The organism is Mesorhizobium sp. NZP2077, from assembly GCF_013170805.1.
In the GTDB taxonomy this organism is placed as follows: Bacteria; Pseudomonadota; Alphaproteobacteria; order Rhizobiales; family Rhizobiaceae; genus Mesorhizobium.
On record NZ_CP051293.1, the window covers coordinates 6240938 to 6256533 of the forward strand.

Here is a 15596-nt window from a genome sequence, read left to right on the forward strand (position 1 = left end):
TATCATTTTCGCCGGCAACGTCTGCTTTCAGGCGGCGGCAAGGCTGACCGCTACCGCCGAGATGCTGAAGGGTTTCGGGCGCCGGGAGGCGTCTCTCATGCAGGAACCCGCGGGCCGCAGTTGATGGCTATGGGGATTTGTGCCTCGGGGTGTGCCAGCGCCTGTCGCGAACCTCCGCATAGGATGCGGTGGGCATTTCGTGGAAGCGGCTTCCGGGGCCAGGTCGCAGAGCCTGTAGCGTTGATTCCAGCGGGATTGGTGTGCGTGACGACCGGCGCTGCGGCAACTTGCACATAACATCCCGTTGACCGGCGCCGGCGTGGCGCGGTCATACGAGCAACTTGGCCATGCCGTGTCATGGGGCGTTCTCCCGGTTCGGCGCTCTTGAGGCAGGCGGTGCACGAGGCTGGCACCACCGTTCGAACCTCTCGATGATGACCATGCGTCCGTCGCAGCAAGGGCAAGCGGGCGGACGTCAGTCGGCTCTTCCAGAGGGTCGTCTTCAGGCAGCGGAGCGTGGGCATCGTCGGTATCTGACGCCGATGGACATACGTCTTGGCCGTATCAGGGGCACTCTGGCGGACAGCTGCCGCTCGTCACCGATCAACACTGACAATGGCTCAAGTCTCAAGCATTCCGTGCTCAGCCTACAATTTCGTCACAGGCTGGAGACCTCAAGAACCTCACACCCTTTGAATACATTTGCAAAATTTAGACAAACGAGCCTCAAACGATTCAAGCTCGGCCCACCCCATAAAACCAAGGGACCCAACATCTAGCCGATCACGTTTGCCGTAATCCGGGCTTCGAATGGAAAGCGGCCGAGGCGACCCGCACTGGCACTCGGCCTTGTGCCAGGACGGTCTTATACCGAGGCCATGCAACTCCATATCAACGAGATCAGCCGCCATGTCGAAAAGGGCGCCCATGCCGTACTCGTCATGGATCGCGCCGGATGGCACACCACCGCAAACCTCAGCATACCGGACAACATCACCCCGATCTTCCTGCCGTCGCGCGCGCCGGAGCTGAACCCGGTCGAGAACGTCTGGCAGTATATGCGCCAGAACTGGCTCTCCAACCGTGTCTTCGACAGCTATGACGATATCATCGATGCGGCCTGCGACGCCTGGCAGAAACTCCTCGCAGATTCCGAGACCATCACATCAATCGGGATGCGCCAATGGGCCCATGTCGGTCAAACCCCATGACTCTTGGTATTATATCGGCAAACGGCAGTGCGAGAGCCGCCCCGGTACCACGTGCTGGGCAGATGGCGCCGAACAGGTAGGCGCTCTTGTAGCGCTGGTCGGCCGGCTGTCGCGGCCGCGTGCCGCGTCTGGCCCACTGCCGTACAATCCCGTTCTTCTGGCCGATCCTTGCTTCGTCCTGGAACCAGATCTCCACCTTCGTGCGCGGCGGCAAGTCGCAAAGATGCGCCTTCAGCGTGCGAGGCCAGTTTTTTTGAATTCCTCGATGATATGGGCATCCTGCGCCGGATGACGCGGTCGCACACTCATGTGGGAGAAGCCGAGCTTGTGCAGCAGCTTCCCGACATAGCGCGCGTCATAATCAATGCCGAAGCGGTCCTTGATGGCTTTCTTCAGGTCGATCCGCCGCCAGCGAACGACGCCATCGACGGCACGATCCGGGCCCTTCTCCACAAGCGCGGCCAGTTCGGCCTGCTGCTCATGCGACAGCCGGGACGCTGGTCCCGGCGCCCATTGGTCCACAAGACCATCGGGGCCGGCCGTGTTGAACCGATGCACCCAGTCGCGTAGCGTCTGGCGATCCATCCCGCCGATCCGGGCCGCATCGGCCCGGCTCATGCCGTCCAGAACCGCTGCGATCGACAACAGCCGGCTGCTCTGGCGCACATCCTTTGAGTTCCGGGCAAGACGGCGAAGCTCCCCCGCCGAAAAGTTCGTCCGCAACTTCACCGCTGATCCCATCGCCGAATCTCCTTCGGCAATAGGGAATCACGGCGCGCAAATCGGCCAAAATCACAAAAGAGTCAGCAGCCAAGACCGTTGGTATGACTCCCTTTACGCGAACGCCCCATGTGTTTTTAAACTCGGGAAGGAGGCGCGAGACAATGTCTTTCAGCAAGACAGACAGCTCGATGCTAATTTGCATTTAAGCCGGGAGGCCAACCTTGCTGAGGCCATCGAACAGATGGTCTATGTCGGCCTGATCGCGGAAGGGGAGCCGTCCAACATGCTCGGCAAAGGAGTATTTCGGATTGATCTCCATCAGTTCGCGCCAGACCCGGCCGGCTTCCTCGGCCTCGCCCAAATGGCCGAGCGCGACAGCAAGAAAGGCGCGGGAGAGGTCAGTCTTCGGGGCGAGCTGTATACGCTCCCTGAACAGCGCCGAGGCAGCTTCGAATTTGCCGGCGACAAGATAGGCAGAGCCGAGAAAGTGGATGTATAGCTGCTTCAACGCGGGATCGAGCCGGATGGCTTGTTCGATATGGGGAATAGCCGCGAGGGGCTGGCCGCCATAGATGTTGATGATGCCGCGCGAGTTGTGCGCCTGAGCGTAGTTCGGATTGAGATTCAGCGCCGCGTCCGCCTCAGCCGCGGATCTGGCGAGATCCTTTTTCCACAAGTAGAAGACCGAGGCGACGTAGTGCACGAAGGCAACCTGCGGACTCTTCTGCAACGCCAAGCCGACATGGCGCTCGGCCTTTTCAAGCGACTCGCTCCAGCCGTCCGTCCAATGGAACTGCCAGTTGAGCACCTCGGCCATTGCGAGGCCGGCATAGGGTTCGCCATAGCTTGAATCCTGGGCGATCGCTTGCGCGAACAGGTCGGTCGAGCGCTCGAACACGTCACGGTTCCTGATGGTCCCCCACAGCGCCTCGCGCCCGAGCAGGAAAAAGTCGTGTGCCTTGCTACTGGTCGTTTTGACAGCACCAAGCATCGCGGCTTCGCTAGGGCTCAGTTTGATCATCAACGCGTCAACGATCCGCCGGGTGACCTCGTCCTGGACCGCGAAGACGTCGCTCAGTTCGCGATCGAAGCGGTCGGCCCAAAGGTGTCCGCCGGTTTCCGCATCGATCAGCTGAGCGGTAATTCTTACACGGTTGCCGGCGCGGCGGATGCTCCCTTCGAGCACCGAGCGGACACCGAGCTCACGGGCCACTTGCCGCACGTCGACAGCCTTGCCCTTATAGGTGAAGCTCGAATTTCGCGCGATCACCAGCAGGCCGCTGACCTTAGAAAGGTCGGTGATCACATCCTCGGTTATCCCGTCGGCGAAATATTCCTGCTCAGGATCGCCGCTCATGTTCTGGAACGCCAACACGGCGATCGAAGGCTTGTCGGACAGCGCGAGCTGTGGCGAAGGCTTCTCCGGCACGGCGGGCTCCGCGGGTGCCGCGGGCTTTGCCTGAGCGGGGACTCCGACTTGCAGCGAATAAACTCGGACCGGATCGGCGATGTTCTTGAGTTGCACCGCGCCGCGATCGTTGATTGCAAGATCGAGCCTTGCCTTAACCTGCCAGTACGCTTGCTCGGAGAGACAGATGCTGCCGGGCTCGCAAATGCCTTCTAGCCGCGCGGCGATATTGACGCCGTCGCCCATCAGATCGCCGTCGCGCTCCTCCACGACATCGCCCAGATGGATGCCGATGCGAAAGTCGATGCGGCGGTCGGGCGGCAGCCCGGCATTGCGCTCGACCATGCCATTCTGCACCTCGATGGCGCAACGCACGGCGTCCACGACGCTGCGGAACTCGACGAGGGCTCCATCCCCGGTGCGCTTGACCACGCGACCATGATGCACGGCGATCGTTGGATCGATCAGATCGCTGCGCAGCGCCCGCAGCCGCGCCAGGATGCGATCCTCGTCCGCGCCGGCGAGCCGGCTGTAGCCGACCACATCCGAGACCAGGATCGCTGCTATTTTCCGGGTCTCACTCACGTCATGCTCCCTCTATCCAGCCTACTGCAGCCAGATCAGTGCCGTCCTTCTCAACATAGAGCCGTTAAGCACAGGGAAGATAGCCCCGAGCCATTGGTCGGATGGTCCGCATAGGATCGACCCAAGTCGTTCGAGACAGATCGGCGAAGCGCCAGCCCTGGCGCAATCAAGACGTCCAGCCTGTCGCTAGCCGCGTTTGCTTTCAGGCAGCGGCTAAGCAAATCTCTAGGGCCGACACGCGGCGCAAAGCAGCCACCCGCATTCCGGCGCACACATGCCAGCTGCTAGACCGCATAAGCATTCAGGAGAGAGCCCATTCCTCATCGGCCGGCGTGACCAGCCCGTTCCGCAACCGGCTGTGAAGCTCATGCCATGACGGGTCCGTCACGAAGCCTTTCATCGCTCCACATGCCTCGGCGAAGGAAATGTCGCCCAAACGGTCGATAAGATCGCTCATCGCGCCGTTCGTGCCATTTAGGAATAGCTCGAGCGGATCATCATCATACTCAATTACCCGATGTCCCCAAGCACCCGATACGTCGTCGGTTGCGAGAGCCTGCCGAAGATCTTCATCCACGCCTGCGGCCTCGAGCGCCTGGCAGACGACATAGCGCATCAGGGGGTAGTAGATCGGCTGATAGCTGCCTCCAAGCGCGCGCACGCCGGGCAGGATCGACAAAGCCAGAAACGTCAGCAGGAGATTTGGGATAAGGCTGCGGTTTGCCAGCCGCTCGAGGATGTCGGAGGCTGTGAAGCACGCCACCTTCATTCCGGTCGCAGGACTGATGAGTTCTCCGGCGACCAGACGGAGCGGTAGCCGTTTGCCATTTTCATAGAGCCAGAAGAAATCGGTACCGCGCGGGAGCCAGCCACTCCAGGGGCCGGACGCGAGCGCGTCGAGGCCGGCAAGGATATTCGAAGCGAACGTTGGGTCGTCCAGCAATCTCATGCGTAACCAGGAATCGGCGTCCGACAGGTGGTCCGCCACGAGGTCGGCAATATCCTCATCGTCGATCTGAAGGAAGGCAAAACGGCCGCCGAACATTTTTGGCCAAAGGATGAGATTGGCTGCCTTGATGGCATGCGCGGGCCGCTCGAATTGCGTCTTCGGCAGAAGGCTACGAAGCAACGTGAGCGTTTCTCCCTCAGTGTTTGGCTCCGTCGGTAACAACTCGAACCTATAGGACTCCGGCCCGGCTAGCAGGCTGTATCCGATCATCCGGCTTCGGCTGAGGCCAAAGACATTGATCGGCTTGCCGTCGACAGTGAGCCAGCCTGGCCCTTTGCGTGCCTTTTCAACAAGGTTCACCGTCGAAACGGCATAGGAAACATAGGTCGAACAGCCATGCGCCGAGAGACCAAGAAGGCTGAAGATATGCGTGTAAAAGGCTTCCGGCTCCATGAGGAGAAGCAAATGAGGGCCTGTCTGCAACACGCGGCGCCTTTCAAAATCCCTGCAGATTTCCGAAGCGGCATCCGTCGATAGGCCGTTTCGTGTCGCTGCCTTCCTGATGATGTCGAGCAGTTTGGTGAAGGCTCGAAACCGGATTTCTGGCACGGACCTGGAAGCTGGCGCCTCGAACAGGCGAAACGCGTAGTCGCGTATCGGTCGGGAATGATATGGACTCATCCAGGGGTAGAGTGCCGTCAGCGACCCCAGGACTGCCTGTTTCGCATCTGCACCTGCTGTTAGCTCTTCCACCTCACGGTGCACCTTTTTCTTGCGTCTCACCGACACCGACGCTCAAACATGAAATACTGATGAGGAGCACCACTCCGAAGCTGAAGAAAATCGTCGAAGGAAATGCTCGATCTCCTACAGCAGCAGCAATGCCGAAGACGAGCAATCCGAACACCCCGGCCACACTGGGCATAATACCTTTTGCCCGGCCCAACAGATAAACGGACACACGCGACTGCAATGTGACTTCGACGCTGACGCGTCCAAGATTGTATAAAAATCCGAGCGCGGCAAAAAGAATTATTGTCCAGGGCGAGCGTAGAGAAGTCAGCGCCATGAGTACAAATGCCGTCAGGCCCAAAAGCATGAGATGCCGCACATCGGTACTTATCGCTCTTTCAATTCGGATTAGAGAGACGGCGCCGATCAGTGAGCCCGCCGACCATGCGGCCTCGAGGTAGCCGAAATCCACGGCAGTACCCTTCTGCTCCAGGAAGACGAAACCCGATCCCATGACACTGACAAGCACCGCGCTTGCGTAGAGAAGCGCGTAGACGACCATGAGACGACGCAGGCTTGGATCGATTTGGGCTGCAGAGATTTTAGCGATGCGGACATCGAGCGAAACCGGTTCCAGCCGCATAAAGGCAAGGCAGCCCGCTGAAAGCAGGAAGAAGGCAGCAAGAACGGTGAATGGCAGGGCTGGTGATCGCTCATGCAGCAAAGGCCCTGCAAGCAGAGCTGCGCCGAGATTGCCGAACTGCATGACGAAGAAGACGGCGGAATTCGAGGCTACAAGATCGCGGCCGTCAGCTATCACCGGGATCATTGATTGAGAGCTCGTAAGCGCGACACGGTCGCAAAACGAAAAGAGGGCAGCAGACAGGCAGATAATTGGAAAAGCGTCCATGTAGAGGAGCGCGCAAGCGGTAGCCAGCATAACGACGAAGCGGCTGAGGTCTGCCGCTACGTTCAAGCGTCGCCTGTCAAATCGATCCGCCGCTACGCCAGCCACAGGGCTCGCGATGAATTCGACAATGCTTGCGATCGCAAGGAACGTCGCCACGCCGGCAGTTCCGCACCCTCGCTCGACGAGAATCCAGGCGGATGCGATGTAGTAGCCATTTCGGGCAACAGCCGCCGCTAGCGTGCTGGCCAGGAATCCGAGGCAGGAATTGGACCGGTCGGCCCGTCCGTTGCCTTGATTAATTCGAACCAGGTTTGACATGAGCGACGTATCCGGGCTGACCGCCGATGGATACCTTCTTCCGCCAAGCCTGCTTTACTGTGATGTTGGGATTATCAGATACTTGCTGAGAACCGACACGCGGAGCCTAGATTCGACACTTACGACGAAATTCCGTGGGGCACGTGCCGAAGGCCCGCTTAAAGGCGGTCGTGAAATGGCTCGAACTGCCGAAACCACATTCCATCGCGATTTCCGTCGCCGACAAATTGGTCGATCGCAGCATGTCCGCGGATTGCTCCAGCCGGCGCTGCGCAATGAATGCATGAGGCGTCATGCCTGTCGACTGCTTGAAGGCCCGCCAGAAATGGAACCGGCTAACCCCAACCTCTTTTGCCAAATCGGCGAGCGTCGGTCTGCCGTCCGACAGCGCCTCGATCATTCCCACCGCGCGCTTGAGATCGAACGATGACAAACCTCCTTTCACCGGTTCCTGATGGACGCCGTTCAACCTGAACATTTGCACGAGCAATTGAGTGGCCTGACTCTCCACCATCGTTGCGCTGATTGGGTCAGGCTGCTTGAGCTCCAATGCAATCCTCTGCAACGCCATCTCAACAGTGCCGTCTCGGAATCCAATCGAAGGCGGCAGGTCTGCCTGGCGACCGCCTGCCATTCCTCCATACACCTCGTCAGCGAACCTCTGTTCAATTGAGACGAGCAGGTAGGAGGCGGTAGCGTCACCTTCATCCCACCCGGTCCAACTGTTCCCACCTGGAATGAAGATGATCGAGCCAGCGCGCCGCTGCGAGAATGAGATTCTGCGCCCATTGACGAAGTCCTCTCCGTTGCGCGCCACACCCTTCAGGTTCAACAAGAACACAGGGCCTGGAAAGGCTATTCTTGTTTCCTGGCGCTCCAGGCCAGTCCTTTTGACAAGATCCGCCCGAACTTGCCCCCAACCCTCATACTGGTGAGCAAGCGTCTGGTGCTGTGATGGGCGAGTCTTGCTTGGGTCGACGTGGAAAGTATGCACGAAGCGAAAAGGCCTCCTGATTGTAACCTAGCCAGCTGTCGTGCTCATTTGCCCACTCTGGGTTGCGGTAAAATTGCCAAATAACTCAGGATTGGTAGAAAATGTGACTTTAGCGAAAAAACGGCAATCGCGCGAAAGCCGTCTATACAAGGCAGGCCTACCAGTTGGCTCAGCCAATACTTCAGCCCGGTGAAATATTAGACCACACTTATCTTTGTGGAATTTCCCCCATCGACGTAGCGGCATCTCACCAATGGAACGGTGTTGGAGGCATACTGCGATGCGTGGACTCGACGACTTCCTGGCTGAGTGCGACCACGGCCCACGGATCAACGGCCTCACCGGCTTTTTCGCGGCGACCGCCGCTGGCAAGAGCGGAATGCCGATCCGCAAGCCCACAGCCGACATCCGCCTTCTGCCGAGCGATGAACTCCTACGCGATCTGGTTGCTCTGCACGCGACCCGCCAAGGCTTTTTTGACCAGCACTATCACGGCAGCATTCCCTACAGATTGGAAGAGGAGTGCCGGATGTCCTACGCAGTTCTGAAATACGCACGCCACAGTGGCGCTCCGCTTGCGCTATACAGCCTTGGAACGGCGGAAGGCACGATGGCGAGAACGTTGTCCGAGCTGTCCGAGGGACAGATACGCACGCTGTCGTGCAGTCCTAACGCGGAGAATTACACAAGCTTCATGGCCTATGGCCTACCGCCGCACGCAGACTTCTTCATTGGCCCCTTCCATAAGTTGACCAGGGAGGTCCTGAGCTCGGATCCGCGACTGGCAAATTTCGCGCACGGGTTCGATATAATCCTCGAAGATACAACCTTTCAGATGTACTCGCCCAACAGAGCAAGCCAGATCGAGTTCGTGACCCAGCACCTCAAGCAGGACGGTATCTTCGTCTTCGTCGAGAAGTTCCGGGCAGCCGAGGAGAGCGACTACCGGCGTCGCGAATACCAGAAGGATTTCGGCTTCAAGGCGCGCTATTTTCCGCCAGACGAAATCGAGAAAAAACAGAACCTCGTTTTGAATACGATGTTCGGCAATGAGGTGACTTTGGCGCAGATGTGCGACGCCATACGCGCGCATTTCAGCTACTGCTCCCTGACGTGGAACAGCGGAAATTTCTGCAGCCTCGCGGCGAGCAATAGCGAAGAAAACCTGAACCGATACCTTTCCCAGATGGCCACTCCGGCCATTCCGCACGAATACGTCTACGAAACCAGCCCGTATCCGACCCTGCCGGTTGGCATCGCCGCCGCCCAGGAACGATCATGAAATGCGATCCCAGCGACCCGGAAACTCTCCTTGGCCGATGTGCCGTGGCCCAAGCCTTTTCGACGCTGACGAACATTGCCGACAAGAGCGGCGTTCGCGGCGGCCCGGCTGCTTCGCGCCATCCGCAACGACATCCTCAAGGCTCTTGAGCCTTGAGACAGATCAACAACACGTTGCGCCGTTTGGATCATGTGTTCGCAGCTGTCGACCATGGCAGCCTCAGGCAGGCGGCAAGAGTTCTCAGAGTGAGGGAATCCTGTGTCAGCCGCAACATCGTTGCGATGGAGCAGTTGCTGGACATGCAGTTGTTTGATCGCGACGTCCATGGCGTTCGGCTGACCGAAGCAGGCAGGGCCTGGATTGACCTCGTCCGGGCTCACTATGAAGCTTTGCATGATGCTCTGGCCGCAGGTGGTCGGGGCCAGCATGACTCCAAAACAGTCAGGATTGGATTATGCGGCCAGGCGGGGCGCGCTTTCGTCGCTCGCCTCATCAATCGTTTCGGCAGTCTACATCCGGACGTGAGCGTGGTCATTGAGGATGTCCCACACGAACGGTGCCTGGCGGCAATACGCCGCCGGCGCCTCGACATTATCTTCACCCACGAACCTGAGAACTCCGCCTTGTGCCAGAGCGAAATATTCGCGCACGAACGCTTGTTCGTTCTCCTTGCTGAACGGCATCCATTGGCCGAAAGGCCTGCGGTCACATGGACAGACCTTGCCGGGAGTTGTCTTCTGGTCTCAATCGGATCGCCGCAGGACCTGGACTTGCTGAAGCATATCGCTGCGAATGGTGGACCGGCTGTCCAAATTTGTCGCGCGAGCGAAGCGACGGTCATCCTCAAGGTGCAACTCGGTCAAGGCGTGACCCTGGCGGGCGAAGGCTTTGCCAGGACAATCGCCATCGATGCCATGGTGTGGAAACCTGTCGAGGGGCAGAACAGCATCAGTACGATCAAGGCACTGTGGCTGGAATCGAACCCAAAGCGCGCGCTGTTGCGGCTGGTTGGGACTGCTAGAAACATGGTATCCGCAGGTTCAAGCGAGCCTATCTCCGTCACTACGGGAAACGAGCAACCTCGAGGCTAGATCTCAGCTCCCTAACCCTCATCAATCCCTGCGACGACCACTTCGGGCCGCAAGCGGATTATCCGCTTTGGGCATCGGACCTCGAAGAGCAGGCGCTGGAGTGACATTCGCCCTGAAGCGGTTCCCGCAGCCGGCCGCATCCTGGGCTCGACAAGATCGATCCTTCTGGCCGCGCTAAAAGAGGCCATGAAGCGCCAGCATGACTGCGCGCGACGATCTTCACGACGAGATCGTGCAGCCGGCAATACTTTCCACAGCGTGGCGCGCGCCGTCAGCATGGCGCCCATGAGTTCGGCCGTCGATATTCCCTGCCGATTGCACAGCTTGCACATCAGTGACTTCGAGCCCCGGGGCGCTTCCGCGTTTGGCCTCCTGGCGAAAGTTTGACTGCCCGGTTTGCCTCCACGAAAGGCAGTGCCATGCACGGAGCCCGGTTACTTTCTGCCCATCGATAAGCCCAGGCGCTGGAACAGCCGGGCCCAGGCGATCTGGCCGATTTTGAAATTCTCCAGCCGGAAGAATTCGTTCGGCGCATGGTAGTCCTCGTCGGAGGTCGAGAACGAGAAGAAGATCGTGCCGACGCCGAGATGCTCCTTGAAGACGCTGCCGATCGGGATCGTCGCGCCCATCGCAACCCGCAGCGATTTCGCGCCCATCATCTCGCCGAGCAGCGTTTCAGCTATGGCAAGCGCGGGCAGGCAGGGATCGATCGAGAACGCCTTGGTGCCGGGGCCGTGACGCTTGACGTCAAGCGAATAGCCGGTCGGCAAGCGTGTCTCGAGGTGGCTACGGATCGCTTCGGCAACCTTGCCTGGCTCCTGCCCGGCGACGAGGCGGCACGTGATCTTGGCGCCCGCCGACGAAGGAATGACCGTCTTGGTGCCCGGTCCCGAATAGCCGCCGAATATGCCGTTGAATTCAAGTGTCGGCCCCAGCCATTGACGAACCAGAAGGTCGTGGCCGGAGGGCTGTGGATCAGGCGCCCGAGCGCCAATCCCGGCGAGGTAGGCGGCGGTATCGAAGCTGGCGGCATCGATCGCTTCAAGAATGGCCGGATCGGGCGGCGTGACGTCGTCCATGAAGCCCGGCACGGTAACGGCGCCGTCGCTGTCGTGCAGGCTGGCCAGCATTGCTGCGAGCGCGCGGATGGGATTTGGCGCACTGCCGCCATGGCGGCCGGAATGAAGATCCTTCGCCGCGCCCGTCACCACCACGTCGAGCGCGACCATACCGCGGCTGGCCACCGTCATAGACGGCCGGTCCGCGCGCCACATGGCGCCATCTGCGGAGACAACAAGATCGCAGGCCAGGCGCTGGCGCATTTTTTCGACGAGCGGCGAAAAATGCGGGCTGCCGGATTCCTCCTCGCCTTCGACCAGCATCTTGATGTTGAGCGGCAGGCGACCGGCGGTCTTCAGGAATGCCTCGACGACCAGGATCGGGATCAACATCGGACCCTTGTCGTCCGAAACGCCGCGCCCATAGAGCCTGTTGTCGCGGATCGTCGGCTCGAACGGCGGCGTCGTCCATTTCTCGACCGGATCCGGCGGCTGCACATCATAGTGGCCATAGACGAGGATGGTCGGCGCTGCGGCGTCACTGATAATCTCAGCGAACACGGCGGGATGGCCATCCGTCTCGACGATCTCCACGGTCGGGAAGCCGGCCTGCTTCATCCGTTGCGCGACGAAGCTTGCCGCCTGGCGAATTCCGTCGCGATAGGCCGGATCGGTGCTGACGCTCGGAATGCGGCAGAATGCCTTCAAGTCTTCCAGGGCTTCGTCGGCGTGGGCGACGAGATAGGCCTCGACGGCGCTCACTTGCCGCCATCCACGCTGATCACCTGGCCGCTGACCCAGCCGGCGAAATCGGAAGCGAAGAACATCACCATCGCGGCGATGTCGTCGGGTGAGCCAAGCCGCTTCATCGCGATGTTCTGGAGGAGCTTTTGCTGACCCTCCTCGCCCATTGCTTGCCATTGCCGCTCGGTGGTCGGGTTGGAACGCACGAAACCCGGCGCGACGTTGTTGACTGTGATGTTCCACGGTCCGAGTTCATGCGCGAGTTGGCGTGTCAGGCCGATCTGACCAGCCTTGGCGCTGGCATAGGCCTGGATGCCGGTGAGGCTGATGCCGAGCCCGGCGCCGCTGGAGATGTTGATGACGCGCCCATAGCTGCGCCTTTTCATGCCGGGCGCCACGGCCTGCGTCATGAAGAAGGCTCCGGAGAGATTGACGTCGAAAATGGTTTGCCAATCGGCCTGCGAGATGTCCTCCAGCGGTCTGCCGACCTGCCCGCGCACGCCGCCGGCGTTGTTGACGAGGATGTCGACCGCGCCAGCACCGGCTTCGATCGTGCCTACGGCCGCCTGTACAGCGTCGCGATCGCCGACATCGACGACATGCGAGCGGCAGTTTTCGCCACAGAGTTGATGCGTTTCGGCAAGGCCGGCGTCGTTGACGTCCAGGATATGAACCGCCGCGCCGCGTTCGGCGAACGCTTTGGCGATCGCACGGCCAAAGCCATGCGCCGCGCCGGTGACGATGACGGTTCGCTTGTCGAAGCTTATGTTCATTGGGCGCTTGCCGGAGTGCTCGGCATGACTTTGGCCAATTCATCGAGATTGCTCAGAACGAGCCGCCGCTTACCGTCCTCGATCTCGTGGATCATCTCGACGGTGCGCGCCGTCAACGGCGTCGCGATACCGAGTTTTCGCCCGATCTCGACGATCGGGAAAATCTGCGCATCGACCTCCGTCTTGCGCTTGCGGATGGCGAGGTCGCGCCATATGCCGGTGTGCGACTTCGCCGACCGACGGTTGTGCACGACCATCTCGTCAAAGGAGCGGTCGGTGGCGGCGGTGGATGAGCCGGGCGCGAAAGCGCCGGGGTCGAAGCCGTCGAATGCCTCTGCCCTGACGCCATTCGCCTTGGCAACGGCGCCGACTTCCAGCCCCACCGCTGAGAGGACAGCGCGATAACGCCTGTCGGCAAACACGTCGGCGATGGAATCATCGGTCAGCGCCGTGGCGAAGAGCAGCGCTCCGTAGATCATCTTGCCCCAGAGATAGCCCCAGATGTTGTCGGTGAGCACCGCTTTCGGCTCGAAATCCTGCATCAGGCGGTGAAGCGCTGCGATGCGCGGGGTGCGCTTGCCGTCGAGTTCGCCGATCACCACCGCGCCATGGCCGCTGAAATGGACGACACCCGGCTCCAGGTAGTCCGCACCGAAATTGACGAAACAGCCGATCGTGCGCTGGTCGCCGACGATTTCGGCGATGGTGAGTTCGTTCAACCCGTTCTGCGCCGAGATCACGCAGCCGCCATCTGCCAGATGAGGCAACAGCGCGGTTGCGGCAATGCGCGTATGATGCGCCTTGACGCACAGGAAAATCCGCTCGAAACGGCCGGTGACGGCGGAAGGAAGGAAGGCCGGTGCCTTCACCACATCCTGAAGGATCGGCCCGGCGATGCGCAAGCCATCGGCGTTTATCGCCTTGACGTGGCCGACATCACTGTCGACGAAAGTGACGGCATGGCCGGCGCGGATGAAGGCAGCGCCAAGCGTGCCACCGATCGCCCCGGCACCCCAGATCAGGATCGGTCCGGTCTCCGTCATGACCATGGCCCTTCGAGCAGATCGCGCGTCTCCTTGACCGCGATGTCCCAGATCGCCTGCATGTCCTCGTCGGGCCGCTCGTAATAACCGCCGAAATTGCCGTCGCCGAGATAGTCGCGAACCGCCTTGGGCGACATCAACCGCATGCGGGCAAGGTCGATCATCGGCTTCTGCTGCGTTGGCGGTTTCACGCCGGCAAGCCGGGTCCAGGGGAAATTCTCCATCCAGGAGGCGTGCGAAGCGACCGGATCGATCTCCAGCACCTTGCCCATCGTTGCGGGGGCGGCCCACCAATTGTGGAACTTTATCGTCGTGTCCGGATTGTCGGCCATCCATTCGATCGCCAGGGCGCCTGCCGGCTGGTTGCCGCCATGGCCGTTGACGATCAGAATGCGCCGGAACCCCTGCGCACGCATGCCATCCAGAATGTCCCTGACCAGGCGTATATAGGTTTCGGTGCGCAGGCTGATCGAACCGGGATAGGCCATGAAATAGGGCGTCAGCCCATAGGCGACGACCGGAAATACCGGAATGCCGAGCGGCTCGGCCGCTTCCGTCGCGACGCGCTCTGACAGGATCGAATCGACCGACAACGACAGCTGCGCGTGTTGTTCAGTGCTGCCCAGCGGAAGAACCGCGCGGTCGTCCTTGCCGAGATACTGCTCGACCTGCCGCCAGTTGCATTCGGAAATCTTCACGATGCCTTCCTCTCCTCGTCCGTTGCATTGATCAGGGGCACCAGCACACGCTCGATCTCGGCGGTGTCTGGGGCGTGCCGGTATTCGAACGCGATGACGCCCGCCTGCAATTTCGCCAGGACGTCCTCGGCGCCGCTGGCGAACACCACGACATCTGAGCCGCCGAGCAGTGCCTCCAGGTCCGGCGTTTCGAGCGTGGCACCGGTCAGATGCTCGACATGGGGGGCGAAGCGCTGAACGCCAGCCTTCATGATCGGCAGGAAATCCGGAAACCTGGATATGACTGCCACGCGCGCCAGCGAATCCAGCGCGGCCAGCGCCTTCCGCGTTTCTTCCGAAGGGATGAAGCTAATTGACACCACCTTGGTGTTGGTGACCAGCGACATCACCTCGCGCTGGCGATTGACGAAGGTGACGGCGAGATCGGCCGAGTTGGCACGCGCGCGCGCGGCGGGATCCCGTTCGATGGCCGAGATTGTCAGCGGCTCGACGGTCACGCCATTTCCCAGACGCGCCGCGATGAAGCGCGAATAGCTGGCCGTGGCGTCGGCGAACAGCCCGATCATGACGACCCTGGTCCGGGCACCTATGCTGTCGCGATAGAAGGCGCGCGCGCTGACCAGCGAGACGAGTTCGGCCGGCCGAATTCCAGCGGCTGTTCCGGCATCAATCAGCGCATCGATCCGCCTGTGCAACTCCGTCGCCTCCGGACGGGCGGCGAGCCGCGCGCGCCCACTGCCGGTGACGAACGAGCCGGACCCGGGACGCGTCTCGATCATGCCTGAAGCCTTGAGGTCGCCATAGACCTGGCTGACCGTCATCGGGGCCACGCCGACGCGCTCGGCCAGTTCCCTGACCGAGGGAAGCAACTCTCCCGGCACCAATTCGCCACAGGCGATGCCGTATTCGATCAGCCCCTGCAGCTGCGTTCGCAGGGGAACTGGCAGATCGCGATCAACCGAGAACTCCATTCAGGTCCCAATCAAGTGTATCATCCACCTATAACGCTTAGTCCGGTCGTTCTTGGGTGACAAGCGCGTTGTTGCGCCAGAGTGCCGCTTTCCTTGGGACAATCCC

The 15596-nt window shown here is 60.6% G+C and carries 11 protein-coding genes and 2 pseudogenes; 3 read left to right on the forward strand and 10 right to left on the reverse strand.

Translation table 11 applies throughout. The features are described 5' to 3' along the window. Window positions 1-794: 794 nt before the first annotated feature. Window positions 795-1211 (forward strand): annotated as a pseudogene (locus HGP13_RS30905) (transposase); the annotation flags it as partial. A 19-nt stretch (window positions 1212-1230) separates the two neighbouring features. Here the strand turns inward: HGP13_RS30905 and HGP13_RS30910 are convergent. The 5 genes and pseudogenes from HGP13_RS30910 to HGP13_RS30930 all read right to left on the reverse strand — a co-directional run. After that, window positions 1231-1952 (reverse strand): annotated as a pseudogene (locus tag HGP13_RS30910) (IS630 family transposase); the annotation flags it as partial. Window positions 1953-2136: 184 nt separating this feature from the next. Continuing rightward, entirely contained in the window at window positions 2137-3927 is a 1791-nt protein-coding gene (locus HGP13_RS30915) for an adenylate/guanylate cyclase domain-containing protein (RefSeq protein ID WP_172233038.1), read from the reverse strand. 301 nt (window positions 3928-4228) lie between these two features. Then, entirely contained in the window at window positions 4229-5659 is a 1431-nt protein-coding gene (locus HGP13_RS30920) for a hypothetical protein (protein WP_172233041.1), read from the reverse strand. Continuing rightward, window positions 5631-6836, reverse strand: coding sequence for an MFS transporter (locus tag HGP13_RS30925; protein WP_172233044.1), 1206 nt, complete (start codon window positions 6834-6836; stop codon window positions 5631-5633). The genes HGP13_RS30920 and HGP13_RS30925 overlap by 29 nt, the downstream gene beginning before the upstream one ends. A 106-nt stretch (window positions 6837-6942) precedes the next feature. Further along, window positions 6943-7677, reverse strand: coding sequence for an AraC family transcriptional regulator (locus tag HGP13_RS30930; protein ID WP_246707481.1), 735 nt, complete (start codon window positions 7675-7677; stop codon window positions 6943-6945). 433 nt (window positions 7678-8110) lie between these two features. Here HGP13_RS30930 and HGP13_RS30935 point away from each other — a divergent pair, with 433 nt between their 5' ends. Beyond that, window positions 8111-9112 (forward strand): class I SAM-dependent methyltransferase, encoded by a 1002-nt coding sequence (locus HGP13_RS30935; protein WP_172233050.1) that lies wholly within the window; start codon window positions 8111-8113, stop codon window positions 9110-9112. 152 nt (window positions 9113-9264) lie between these two features. Next, window positions 9265-10203 (forward strand): LysR family transcriptional regulator, encoded by a 939-nt coding sequence (locus HGP13_RS30940; protein WP_172233053.1) that lies wholly within the window; start codon window positions 9265-9267, stop codon window positions 10201-10203. A gap of 434 nt (window positions 10204-10637) precedes the next feature. Here HGP13_RS30940 and HGP13_RS30945 read toward each other — a convergent pair whose 3' ends face one another. Genes HGP13_RS30945 through HGP13_RS30965 form a run of 5 tightly spaced genes read right to left on the reverse strand, consistent with a single transcriptional unit; the run spans window position 10638 to window position 15490 of the window. Continuing rightward, window positions 10638-12023 (reverse strand): dipeptidase, encoded by a 1386-nt coding sequence (locus HGP13_RS30945; protein WP_172233056.1) that lies wholly within the window; start codon window positions 12021-12023, stop codon window positions 10638-10640. After that, window positions 12020-12778 (reverse strand): SDR family NAD(P)-dependent oxidoreductase, encoded by a 759-nt coding sequence (locus HGP13_RS30950; RefSeq protein ID WP_172233059.1) that lies wholly within the window; start codon window positions 12776-12778, stop codon window positions 12020-12022. Before HGP13_RS30950 ends, HGP13_RS30945 begins: the two co-directional genes overlap by 4 nt. Further along, window positions 12775-13821 (reverse strand): 2-dehydropantoate 2-reductase, encoded by a 1047-nt coding sequence (locus HGP13_RS30955; protein ID WP_172233062.1) that lies wholly within the window; start codon window positions 13819-13821, stop codon window positions 12775-12777. Before HGP13_RS30955 ends, HGP13_RS30950 begins: the two co-directional genes overlap by 4 nt. Then, window positions 13818-14519: a creatininase family protein gene (locus tag HGP13_RS30960; protein ID WP_172233065.1), complete on the reverse strand. Its 702-nt coding sequence runs from the start codon at window positions 14517-14519 to the stop codon at window positions 13818-13820. The genes HGP13_RS30955 and HGP13_RS30960 overlap by 4 nt, the downstream gene beginning before the upstream one ends. Further along, window positions 14516-15490: a GntR family transcriptional regulator gene (locus HGP13_RS30965; protein WP_172233068.1), complete on the reverse strand. Its 975-nt coding sequence runs from the start codon at window positions 15488-15490 to the stop codon at window positions 14516-14518. Before HGP13_RS30965 ends, HGP13_RS30960 begins: the two co-directional genes overlap by 4 nt. Window positions 15491-15596: the final 106 nt, after the last annotated feature.

Bases quoted from the DNA above. Each gene is read 5' to 3' on its own strand.
- HGP13_RS30935 (WP_172233050.1), top strand. From the start codon at position 8,111: ATGCGTGGACTCGACGACTTCCTGGCTGAGTGCGACCACGGCCCACGG.
- HGP13_RS30955 (WP_172233062.1), bottom strand. From the start codon at position 13,821: ATGACGGAGACCGGACCGATCCTGATCTGGGGTGCCGGGGCGATCGGT.
- HGP13_RS30965 (WP_172233068.1), bottom strand. From the start codon at position 15,490: ATGGAGTTCTCGGTTGATCGCGATCTGCCAGTTCCCCTGCGAACGCAG.
- HGP13_RS30925 (WP_172233044.1), bottom strand. From the start codon at position 6,836: ATGTCAAACCTGGTTCGAATTAATCAAGGCAACGGACGGGCCGACCGG.
- HGP13_RS30950 (WP_172233059.1), bottom strand. From the start codon at position 12,778: ATGAACATAAGCTTCGACAAGCGAACCGTCATCGTCACCGGCGCGGCG.